This is a genomic window from Streptomyces sp. NPDC059668 (genome assembly GCF_042734135.1).
GTDB lineage: Bacteria > Actinomycetota > Actinomycetes > Streptomycetales > Streptomycetaceae > Streptomyces.
On the sequence record NZ_JBHWEL010000101.1, the window covers coordinates 17,255 to 28,696 of the forward strand.

Below are 11,442 nucleotides of genomic sequence, written 5' to 3' on the forward strand. Positions count from 1 at the left end.
TGTGCGTACTAGTCGGCGACGGTGGCCGCGACCGGGGCTTCCATGAGGATGGTGCGCCGCGGGTTGGCGGTCTGGGCGGGGAGGTCGACCGAGTGCTCCGGCTGCTCCTGCGCGTGCAGCACGTCGGCGTCCTCGAGGTGCGCCAGCGTGGTGCGTCGCGGGTTGGCTATGTTGCGGAACATCATCGTCGTCTTCACTGTGGTGTTCGACCTCGTCAGAGCGGGCGCCGGGCGGGCTCAAGAGCCCCCGTGTCGGCGCAGGTTGTCGGATTTGCCATCCCTGTAAAGCGCCAGGCTAAACATGCAATTCCCGGGAGAAGCCGTGAAGGCCTCATGATCGGCGTGTGAGTTTGCTCACTCGGTGGCTGGCAAACCGGTCAATTCCGGCCGCCAACCCGCTCCGGCGAAACGGACATTGCTCCACTGAACCCATCATTCCGCTCCTGATCATGGCGACTGGGACACCCCCCGCACCTCGCTGGATCGTAGGGATAAGACCGGAATGTACGAGATCACTTTCTACGTGTCGTGACCTTGCACTCACAAGCTGTCACGGTGGTCACAGCCTGGTACATGGGCCTTGTTGGAGATCCTGCACTGTGCTGGAATTCCACGGACCGCCGCGGGATCGAACCGGCGCGCAGGAGGCGCGACTCAGCGCCGAGTGGCGGCGGGGAGGGGGAGCAGCGCCGGTCACTCACGACCACACCAGGGGGCGCGTCTGCGCCCCTGAACGACGCCGACACCGTCCCGCCGTTTGCGCGGAGGGGCGCCTGGTCCAGAGGTTGCGACGCTAGTGCAGGGACGTTTCAAGAGGGATGGCAGCGCTTCGGCGGAGCCGGAGCCGCACGGCGGGACCGACCGCGGTTCCTCGCCCCAGCACGCCCAGAACCCGGGACAATCAGAGCTCGGCGGTGGTGAGCGCTCCGCGCGCCCCGGCGCTGCGGCTCCCGACACGCAGCCCGTGAAGCCGAAGGCCCCTCCGGGCCCCGGCCCGCGAATAGCTCTGCGCAACTGGCGCATCTCCACGCGACTGGTGTCGCTGCTCGCGCTCCCCGTGGTCGCCGCGACCACGCTGGGCGCGCTGCGCATCAACCAGTCCATGGACGACATCCAGCAGCTCGACAACATGAAGCTGCTGACCGACATGACCAAGCAGGCGACCGAGCTCGCCGCGGCGCTCCAGAAGGAGCGGGACGGGTCGGCCGGTCCCCTGGCGCACGGCGTCCCGGTCAAGGACTACCGGATCACGTCGGTCCGCGACGCGACGGACCGGGCCAAGACGCAGTTCCTCTCCGGAACCCAGGAGATCGACGACGCCAGTGCGAGCGGACAGCTCTCCGGTGTCCGTGACAGCCTCGTCGCCATCGCGGGCGAGCTGAACAAGCTCGGCACCATCCGCAACTCGTCCTACAGCGATCCGCAGAACGCCTCGCAGACGGTCGACGGCTACCACCGCCTCATCACCGAGCTGATCAACCTCTCGCAGGACATGGCGGAGGCGACCAGCAACCCGGAGATGATCCAGCGCACCCGCGCCCTGTCGGCCTTCTCCTCGGCCAAGGAGTACGCCTCCGTCCAGCGCGCGATCATCGCCGCCGCGCTGCCGACGAAGGACGACACCTTCGGCAAGCTCTCCGAGAACGACCGGCTGTACGCGACCTCGGCCCAGGACAGCGAGGCCTCCGAGCGCACCAGCTTCGCGAGCATCTACGGCGCCGGCGCCGAGGATCTGACCTACCCGATCGACCAGGGCAACCCGACCATCCAGGCGGCCGACCAGTACGCCAAGCGCGTGCTGGACACGGCGGGCGGCCTGAACACCCAGGACAAGAAGTCCTACAGCGACTGGTTCGACGCCGACACCGCCAAGATCGACCAGATGGCGAAGATCGAGATCTCGCTGCTCGGCGAGATGACGCAGAAGTCCCGTGAGCTGAAGAACGCCTCCCAGCAGGAAGCGATCATCTCCGGTGCGCTGATCCTCCTCGTCCTCGGCGTCTCCCTCGTCGGCGCCTTCGTCGTGGCCCGGTCCATGATCCGCTCGCTGCGCCGCCTCCAGGACACCGCGACCCGGGTCGCCCAGGACCGCCTGCCCGAGCTGGTCAAGCAGCTCTCGGAGTCGGACCCGCAGGACGTCGACACCTCCGTCGAGTCGGTCGGTGTGCACTCCCGGGACGAGATCGGCAAGGTGGCCGCGGCCTTCGACGACGTGCACCGCGAGGCCGTCCGCCTCGCCGCCGAGCAGGCCCTCCTGCGAGGCAACGTCAACGCGATGTTCACCAACCTCTCGCGCCGTTCCCAGGGCCTCATCCAGCGTCAGCTCTCGCTCATCTCCGAACTGGAGTCCCGCGAGGCCGACCCGGACCAGCTGTCCTCCCTCTTCAAGCTCGACCACCTCGCGACCCGCATGCGCCGTAACGGTGAGAACCTCCTCGTTCTCGCCGGTGAAGAGCCCGGCCGCCGCTGGACCCGCCCGGTCCCGCTGGTCGACGTGCTCCGCGCCGCGGCCTCCGAGGTGGAGCAGTACGAGCGCATCGAGCTGGCCTCGGTCCCGACGACGCAGGTCGCCGGCCGGGTCGTCAACGACCTCGTCCACCTGCTCGCCGAGCTGCTGGAGAACGCCACCTCGTTCTCCTCCCCGCAGACCAAGGTCAAGGTCACCGGTCACGCGCTGCCCGACGGCCGCGTGCTGATCGAGATCCACGACACGGGTATCGGCCTGTCCCCCGAGGACCTCGCCGCGATCAACGAGCGCCTCGCGGCGCCGCCCACGGTGGACGTCTCCGTCTCCCGGCGCATGGGCCTCTTCGTGGTCGGTCGTCTGTCGCAGCGTCACGGCATCCGTATCCAGCTGCGTCCGTCGGACTCCGGCGGCACCACCGCGCTCGTCATGCTCCCCGTCGATGTCGCCCAGGGCGGCAAGAAGGCTCCGGGCAAGCCGGGCCAGGGCGCTCCCTCCTCCGGCGGCCCGGCCGCCGCGCAGGCCTCGGCCGGCGTGGCCGCGGCCCGCCGCGGAGGCGGCCAGGGCGGTCCGTCCCTCGGAGCGGGCGCGCCCGCCGCCGGCGGCGGTCTCCTCGGCGGCGCGCCGCAGCGCGGCCAGGTCGGCGCCGGACAGGGTCCGCGGGCCGCGCTTCCCGGCAGCGGTCAGGGCGGTCACCCGGGTGCTCCCGGTGGCGCGCGCGGACCGCAGGGTCCGGGCAACCCGCAGCAGGGCAGGCCGGCCCCGGCCGGTGCCGGCGCGGGTGTCTTCGGGCAGAGCGCGCCGGGTGCCCCGCAGGGCCTGCAGTCCACCGGAGCCGGTGCGCCCCAGGGCTTCGGTGACGGACCCGGTACCCGCCAGGGCTTCAACTTCGGTGACAGCGCCCCCGCGGCGACGCCCCCGCAGCCGCAGCAGCCCTCGGGCAACAAGGGCGGCGGCCGTCGCCGGCCGCAGCTGCCGGGACGCGGTGGTCCGCGTGCCGAGCTGCCCGGCGGCAGCCCCCAGCAGTCCCGGCCGAGCTGGAGCGACGAGAACGCGCAGCCGCCCGTGCCGCGCGCCTCGCTGGACTCCCCGCGCGGTCACGAGGAGCCCGACACCACCTCGCGCATGCCGCGCGTCGACGACCGGCAGGGCCCGGCCTCGACCTCGGAGATGCCGCGCATCGACGACCGTCACGGCCCCGCCGTCACCTCCGAGTTCGCCCGCCCCGACTTCGACGGCCCCCGCCCCGGTATGGGCGCGCCGCAGAACAACGGGCAGAACCACGGCCAGAACACCGGCCAGTTCGTGCGCCCGGACGTCTTCGGCACCGCGACCACGAACCCGTCCTCCACGGGCCAGTTCGCGAACCCGGGGTACGGCAACGGCCAGGGCCCCGCGTCCACCGGCCAGTTCGCCAACCCGGGCTACGGCAACCCGCAGGACCCCTCGTCCACCGGCCAGTTCGCGCGGCCCGGATACGGCAACGGCCAGGACCCTTCGTCCACCGGCCAGTTCGCCAACCCCGGCTACGGCAACGGCCAGGATCCCTCGTCCACCGGTCAGTACGAGCGGCCGCAGCAGCGGCCCGCGCGTGCCCAGGAGCCGGAGGCGCTGCCGCCGGCCGGTCCCGGTGACGGACGTACGCCGCTGTACGACACGCTGGAGACCAACTGGTTCCACGGTCAGGCGAACGGCTCCCAGAACGGAGCGCACAACGGCGTTCAGAACGGTGCCCAGAGCGGCGTTCAGAACGGCGCGCACACCAACGGCTCGCAGCCTCCCCAGCAGCAGCCCCAGGCTCCCGTCGCCCCCCAGCGGGCCGCCACTCCTCAGGCCTCCGCCTCCTGGCGGACGTCACCGAACGACGACCTCGTCCGTCAGGCCGAGCGCGTCCGTCAACCGTCGGCAGGCGGGGTCACCACCTCCGGCCTGCCGCGCCGGGTCCCGCGAGCCAACCTCGTCGCCGGCACGGCACAGCAGCAACAGCACCAAACCGGTCCGCAGGTCTCCCGTGCGCCCGATGACGTACGCGGCCGGCTGACCAATCTCCGTCGGGGCATTCAGCAGGGTCGCCAGGCCGGTACCGGCCAGACCGGCAGCTTCCCCAGCCCCACTCACCAGCAGGAGCGTTAGTTGAGCCCGATGAGCCAGGCCGCACAGAATCTGAACTGGTTGATCACCAACTTCGTGGACAACACCCCCGGGGTGTCCCACACCGTCGTCGTGTCCGCCGACGGGCTCCTTCTGGCGATGTCCGAAGGATTCCCGCGCGATCGCGCCGACCAGCTCGCGGCCGTCGCCTCCGGGCTGACCTCACTGACCGCCGGGGCCTCCCGGATCTTCGAGGGCGGCACGGTGGCCCAGACGGTCGTCGAGATGGAGCGCGGTTTTCTCTTCCTCATGTCCGTCTCGGACGGATCGTCCCTGGCGGTCCTCTCCCACCCGGAGTGCGACATCGGCCTTGTCGGCTACGAGATGGCACTGCTCGTCGACCGGGCGGGCGCTGTACTCACTCCGGACCTGCGCGCCGAACTACAGGGAAGTCTGCTCCACTGACGGCTCCTGGTTCTACCGACTGCACGAAATCACCGTCCGGCCGCCACAATCCCCCCACCGGCCCCAACAGACGGCACGACTGACCGACATGCTGTCCCGCCCGGAGGATTCATGACCCCGCCCACCGCCTCTCATGATCCGTACGCTGAGCCGTACGGGGACGAGGGCGACCAGCCGCTGGTACGTCCGTACGCGATGACCGGCGGCCGGACCCGGCCGCGGTACCAACTCGCCATCGAGGCGCTGATCAGCACCACGGCCGACCCCACGCAGTTGATGGGGCTGCTCCCGGAGCACCAGCGGATCTGCCACCTTTGCCGTGAGGTCAAGTCGGTGGCCGAGGTGTCGGCCCTCCTGTCCATGCCGCTCGGTGTGGCCAGGATCCTCGTCGCGGACCTCGCGGAGGCCGGACTCGTCGCCATCCACCAGCCTGGTGGCGACGAGAGCAACGGCGGCGCGCCAGACGTGACTTTGCTCGAAAGGGTGCTCAGTGGACTTCGCAAGCTCTGACGGAGGTCGGGCGACCACCTCCGCGAAGATCGTGGTGGCGGGCGGCTTCGGCGTGGGCAAGACCACGTTCGTCGGCGCCGTCTCGGAGATCAACCCGCTGCGCACCGAGGCCGTCATGACGTCCGCGTCCGCGGGCATCGACGACCTCACGCACACCGGAGACAAGACGACCACCACCGTCGCCATGGACTTCGGCCGCATCACCCTGGACCAGGACCTGATCCTGTACCTCTTCGGTACCCCGGGTCAGGACCGCTTCTGGTTCATGTGGGACGACCTCGTCCGCGGCGCCATCGGCGCCGTGGTCCTGGTGGACACCCGCCGTCTCGCCGACTGCTTCCCCGCGGTCGACTACTTCGAGAACTCCGGACTGCCTTTCGTCATCGCCCTCAACGGCTTCGACGGACATCAGCCCTACAACCCCGAAGAAGTGCGCGAGGCGCTGCAGATCGGCCCGGACGCCCCGATCATCACGACGGACGCCCGACACCGTGCGGACGCGAAGAGCGCGCTCATCACGCTGGTCGAGCACGCGCTGATGGCCCGCCTGCGGTAGCACTCAAGTCGACAGGTCCATAAGGAAGTTGTCGTAGGCACATGGGAGCCGGCTGTGTCGTTTGACACGGCCGGCCACAGTGTTCATAACGTTTCGACATGGAATTCGATGGGCACCAACACGCATCGCGGTCACCCGGTGTCGCTGCGCTCATAAAAGCCCCGTCTTTTGACGGGGCTCGCTCTTTATGACCGTTTTATCTGGGGGATGCATCACTCGGAACCGTCGGTTCCGAGTGTTTGGAAGGGCGCTGCCTGACGTGCTGGAATGCGCTGAACTGCCCAGTAGTCAAGGGCGCTGGAGACACCGCGGCACAACGTAGGTGCCGACGCCGAGAGGTTGTTGGTCGAGTGAGGCGAAGCAAGAACGGTCCCGAGCCGTCGGCACGGGGCAACTTCACCCCGCCGCCGCGCGGAGCGGCGCCCGCACAGGTGCCTGTTCCGGAGCCCGTGCCGGCGCCCGCGCCGAGCGGCGGTCGTCTGTCCCCCCGCAACTGGCGCGTACCCACCAGGCTGAACGCGATCCTGCTCATACCCGTGGTCGTCGGCCTCATCATGGGCGGCTTCCAGGTGAAGGGCTCGATCGACACCTGGCAGCAGGCCCAGGACGCGGAGAAGACGGCCCGCCTGGTGCAGGCCGCGCTGGCCTACGGCGACAAGCTCTTCGTCGAGCGTGACGTCACGGCCCAGCCGCTGCTGGAGAACAAGAACGGCAAGGGCGCCAGCGACCCCGCGGTCGTCAAGGCCTACAAGGAGACGGACCAGGCCGCCGTCGTCTTCAACCAGGCCGCCCAGAACATGCCGAAGACGGCGGGCCTGGAGCGTCGGCTCGCCAACTTCCGCAAGGTGGAGCCCGGACTGGCCACCCTGCGCAAGGTTGCCTACACGCCCAAGGCCGAGACCGGAACGAACCCGGGCGTGCAGACCGAGCAGGGTTACCTCAATATCCAGCACCCGCTGATGGAGTTCGCCAACGAGCTCGGTCTGGGCACCGGAAACATCACCAGTTACGGCCGTACGGTCTACGCGATCTCGCTCTCCAAGGCCGCCCTGTCCCTCGAGCGGTCCATCGGCATGCACCTCCTGGTCAAGCCAGGGCCGGGCCTGGGCACTCTCAACACCCAGCGCACCGCTCTCTCCTCGTTCGCGTACCTGGAGGGCATCGCCATCGAGGAGTACCTCGGCGGTGGCACCGAGGCCGACGCCGCCAAGCTGGACGCGCTGAAGAAGCAGATCCCGGCCGAGCTGAAGAGCCAGGCCACCGAGGCCGCCACCGCCGCCGCGGCCCAGGGCGAGAAGTACGTCCCCCCGCCGGGCGACATGCTCGCGCGGGTCGTCAGCCTGAAGTCGCCGCTCGACTCCGACCGCGCCGAGCTGGCCGCGGCCGGCGTCACCCCGCAGAACTGGTGGGCGGTCAACACCGCCAAGTACAACGGCTACCGGCAGATCGAGTCGGACCTCGCCGACAAGGCGGTGGCCGAGGCCGCCGACATCGCCGACAACGCCAAGACCGACGCCTTCATCACCGGTGGCGCCGTCGTGCTCGCCCTGCTCTTCGCGTTCGTCCTGGCCGGCATGGTGGCCCGCCAGATGAGCCGCGCGATGCGCCAGCTGCGCAACGCGGCCTTCGGTGTCGCCGAACAGCGTCTGCCGATGCTGGTCGACCAGCTCTCGCGCACCGACCCCGGCCGCGTCGACACCCGCGTACAGCCCATCCCGATCACCACCACGGACGAGATCGGCGAGGTCGCCCGCGCCTTCGACCAGGTCCACCGCGAGGCCGTACGGCTCGCCGCCGAGCAGGCCCTCCTGCGAGGCAACATCAACGCGATCTTCACCAACCTGTCGCGCCGCAACCAGTCGCTGATCGAGGGCCAGCTGACCCTGATCACCGACCTGGAGAACAACGAGGCCGACCCGGACCAGCTGGAGAACCTCTTCCGCCTGGACCACCTCGCGACCCGTATGCGCCGCAACGGCGAGAACCTCCTCGTCCTCGCCGGCGAGGAGCCCGGCCGCCGCTGGGACCAGCCGGTGCCCCTCGTGGACGTCCTGCGCGCCGCCTCCTCCGAGGTGGAGCAGTACGAGCGCATCGAGCTCTCCGGCGTCCCGGAGGCCGAGATCCACGGCCGCGCCGTGACCGACCTCGTGCACCTGCTCGCCGAGCTGCTGGAGAACGCCACCACGTTCTCCTCCCCGCAGACCAAGGTCCGCGTCACCGCGACCCGTCTCCCGGACGGCCGCGTCATGGTCGAGATCCACGACAAGGGCATCGGCCTCACCGCCGAGGACTTCGCGGACATCAACCACAAACTGGCCAACCCGCCGACCGTGGACGCCGCGATCTCCCAGCGCATGGGCCTGTTCGTGGTCGGCCGGCTGTCCGACCGGCACGGCATCCGCGTCCAGCTGCGCCCCTCGGGCGAGCAGGCGGGAACGACCTCGCTGGTCATGCTCCCCGACGCGATCACCCATGGTGGTGGAGGCGAACAGCAGGTGCAGCGCGACGAGTTCACCGTCTCGCAGATCATCCCGGAGCAGCAGTCCTTCCAGGCGGAGTCCTTCCAGGCCCAGTCGACACGCACCGCCGCGGAACTCGGTTTCGACGACAGTCGCTACACCGAAGTCCCCGACGACATCCGCGAGTTGGACCCGGTCGGCCGCTCCCTGATCCGCGAGGAGCGCCGCGCGGCCCTGGAGGCCCAGACGACGGGCCAGCCGGACGCTCTGGAGGCCGGACAGTACCCGGACGACTTCAACGCGTCACAGCCCGGCTACGACGCCGCACAGCCGCCCTTCGAGGGCGGACAGCCCGCGTACGGCAACGGGCAGAGCGCGTACGAGGAGCAGCCGGCGACGTACGACCAGCAGTCGGCGTACGAGGCACCGCAGCAGCCGACGTACGACGAGACGTACTTCCCGACGAACGGCGGCTACCCGGAACCCGGGTACCCGGAGCAGTCCCAGGAGGAGCCCGTGGAGGCCCGCGGCGCCGCCCCGGAGACCTTCTCCGCGTTCGACGAGCCGTCCTACCAGGACGACTGGCCCCAGCGGAACACGTACCGGAACGACCTCGGGTCCGGGTACGCTCCGGAGACGGAGTCCGCGCAGGTCGCTGACGGGGGTGAGCAGGACCGCGTAGGCTTCGGCCGTCCGGGACCCGCCCCCTCGTCCGCTCACCAGCTGACCGACGCCGGGCTGCCGCGCCGCGGATCCGCCGCGGGCGGGGCGAACGGCCGGCGGCCTGTCGACCCGGGTGCCCAGGGGGTCCAGACACCGCCCGCGGCCACCGCGGGCACCGGCGAGGGCAACGGCACCGACGACTGGCGTTCGAACAACGACGACCGCTGGCAGCGTGCCGAGCAGCTCAAGAAGCCCAAGGCGGGCGGGGTCACCTCGTCCGGGCTGCCGCGTCGGGTCCCCAAGGCCAACCTGGTCGAGGGAACCGCGGAATCGACCCCGCAGGGCGGCCCCCAGGTCTCCCGCGCACCCGAGGACATCCGGGGCAGGCTCAGCAACCTGCGCCGCGGCGTGCAGCAGGGGCGCAATGCCAGTAGTGACACGAACGGTCAGGGCTTCGGTTCTGACAGCACCTACAACCAGGAGCGTTAGTGTGAGCCCGATGAGCCAGGCGGCGCAGAACCTGAACTGGTTGATCACCAACTTCGTGGACAACACCCCTGGGGTGTCCCACACCGTGGTGGTCTCCGCCGACGGACTCCTTCTGGCGATGTCCGAAGGCTTTCCCCGTGACCGTGCCGACCAGCTCGCGGCTGTCGCGTCCGGTCTGACCTCGCTGACCGCGGGCGCGTCCCGCATCTTCGAGGGCGGCAGCGTGAACCAGACGGTTGTGGAGATGGAGCGAGGATTCCTCTTCATCATGTCCGTTTCCGATGGTTCATCGCTCGCGGTCCTTGCACATCCCGAAGCGGACATCGGTCTCATCGGGTACGAGATGGCCCTTCTGGTGGACCGTGCGGGTACGGTCCTGACACCGGATCTACGAGCGGAGCTCCAAGGGAGCCTTCTCAACTAACAGTCAGACCGTGCGTTTTGGCGTCCCGGGGCCGTAAGGTTTCGGGACGCGGTCCCACACTGATGGGTGCCCGGCACAGTCGGAGGAGGAGAAAGTGGCAACACCCCCAGGCGGTTCGTCTTCGGGCAACTGGTCGTACGGCCCCGGACAGGGGCAGGGCCAGGGCGACGGTTCGCAGAACCCGAACCGTTACAACTTCCCCTCCGCGCCGAGCCACCGACGCCAGCAGCCGTACACGCCGCAGGGCCCCGGCCCCTCGCCGTACGACCAGCCCCCGGCGCCGCGCATCCAGCCGGTGCAGCCGCAGCGGCGCACACCGGAGGCGGCGCCCGCGGGTTCGTCGAACAACCCTCTGGTCCGCCCCTACGCCATGACGGGCGGCCGCACCAGGCCCCGTTACCAGCTCGCCATCGAGGCGCTGGTGCACACCACCGCACAACCGCACCAGATGCAGGGCCAGTTGCCCGAGCATCAGCGGATCTGCAACCTCTGCCGGGAGATCAAGTCGGTGGCCGAGATCTCGGCCCTGCTGACCATCCCTCTCGGTGTGGCCAGGATTCTCGTCGCCGACTTGGCGGAGGCGGGCCTGGTCGCCATTCATCAGCCGGGCGGCGACGAGAGCGCCGGCGGCCAGCCAGCCGTGACATTGCTCGAAAGGGTGCTCAGTGGACTTCGCAAGCTCTAGCGGAGGGCCTTCCCGCTCCACCACGTCCGCGAAGATCGTGGTGGCGGGCGGCTTCGGCGTGGGCAAGACCACGTTCGTCGGCGCCGTCTCGGAGATCAACCCGCTGCGCACCGAGGCCGTCATGACGTCCGCATCGGCGGGCATCGACGACCTCACGCACACCGGAGACAAGACGACCACCACCGTCGCCATGGACTTCGGCCGCATCACCCTGGACCAGGACCTGATCCTGTACCTCTTCGGTACCCCGGGCCAGGACCGCTTCTGGTTCATGTGGGACGACCTCGTCCGCGGCGCCATCGGCGCGATCGTCCTGGTGGACACCCGCCGTCTCGCCGACTGCTTCCCCGCGGTCGACTACTTCGAGAACAGTGGTCTCCCCTTCGTCATCGCCCTCAACGGCTTCGACGGCAACCAGCCGTACAACCCGGACGAGGTCCGCGAGGCGCTGCAGATCGGCCCGGACGCCCCGATCATCACGACGGACGCCCGACACCGCGCGGACGCGAAGAGCGCGCTCATCACGCTGGTCGAGCACGCGCTGATGGCCCGCCTGCGGTAGCGCTCCGCGCGACGAACGCCGGCCGAGGGGGGGGGGGAGCCCACCGCGGGGGAGAACCCCCCCACCGCGCCCCCG

General features: G+C 69.8%; 9 protein-coding genes. 8 read left to right on the top strand and 1 reads right to left on the bottom strand.

What is annotated here, in order from left to right; translation table 11 throughout:
- Positions 1-8 precede the first annotated feature (8 nt).
- Positions 9-197 carry a hypothetical protein gene (locus tag ACFV2J_RS39125; protein ID WP_385089394.1) on the bottom strand — a complete coding sequence of 63 codons (189 nt, stop codon included), beginning with the start codon at positions 195-197 and terminating at the stop codon, positions 9-11.
- 598 nt (positions 198-795) lie between these two features.
- Between ACFV2J_RS39125 and ACFV2J_RS39130 the strand changes: the two genes are divergently transcribed.
- From ACFV2J_RS39130 to ACFV2J_RS39165, 8 genes are all read left to right on the top strand, one after another.
- A complete protein-coding gene (locus ACFV2J_RS39130) occupies positions 796-4,596 on the top strand; it encodes a nitrate- and nitrite sensing domain-containing protein (protein WP_385089397.1) in 3,801 nt (1,266 codons plus the stop codon).
- A gap of 9 nt (positions 4,597-4,605) precedes the next feature.
- The gene (locus ACFV2J_RS39135) at positions 4,606-5,019 is read left to right on the top strand and encodes a roadblock/LC7 domain-containing protein (protein ID WP_010984127.1); all 414 of its coding nucleotides are present in this window, start codon (positions 4,606-4,608) and stop codon (positions 5,017-5,019) included.
- Between the two features lie 111 nt (positions 5,020-5,130).
- On the top strand, positions 5,131-5,529 hold the full coding sequence (locus tag ACFV2J_RS39140; RefSeq protein WP_119101065.1) for a DUF742 domain-containing protein: 399 nt from the start codon (positions 5,131-5,133) through the stop codon (positions 5,527-5,529).
- The gene (locus ACFV2J_RS39145) at positions 5,510-6,085 is read left to right on the top strand and encodes an ATP/GTP-binding protein (protein WP_028802395.1); all 576 of its coding nucleotides are present in this window, start codon (positions 5,510-5,512) and stop codon (positions 6,083-6,085) included. Before ACFV2J_RS39140 ends, ACFV2J_RS39145 begins: the two co-directional genes overlap by 20 nt.
- Positions 6,086-6,435: 350 nt before the next feature.
- On the top strand, positions 6,436-9,696 hold the full coding sequence (locus ACFV2J_RS39150; protein WP_385089400.1) for a nitrate- and nitrite sensing domain-containing protein: 3,261 nt from the start codon (positions 6,436-6,438) through the stop codon (positions 9,694-9,696).
- A 10-nt stretch (positions 9,697-9,706) separates the two neighbouring features.
- Positions 9,707-10,120, top strand: coding sequence for a roadblock/LC7 domain-containing protein (locus ACFV2J_RS39155; RefSeq protein WP_005479603.1), 414 nt, complete (start codon positions 9,707-9,709; stop codon positions 10,118-10,120).
- 94 nt (positions 10,121-10,214) lie between these two features.
- Positions 10,215-10,805, top strand: coding sequence for a DUF742 domain-containing protein (locus ACFV2J_RS39160; RefSeq protein WP_153288431.1), 591 nt, complete (start codon positions 10,215-10,217; stop codon positions 10,803-10,805).
- On the top strand, positions 10,786-11,367 hold the full coding sequence (locus tag ACFV2J_RS39165; RefSeq protein WP_030793786.1) for an ATP/GTP-binding protein: 582 nt from the start codon (positions 10,786-10,788) through the stop codon (positions 11,365-11,367). The genes ACFV2J_RS39160 and ACFV2J_RS39165 overlap by 20 nt, the downstream gene beginning before the upstream one ends.
- The last annotated feature ends 75 nt before the right edge of the window (positions 11,368-11,442 follow it).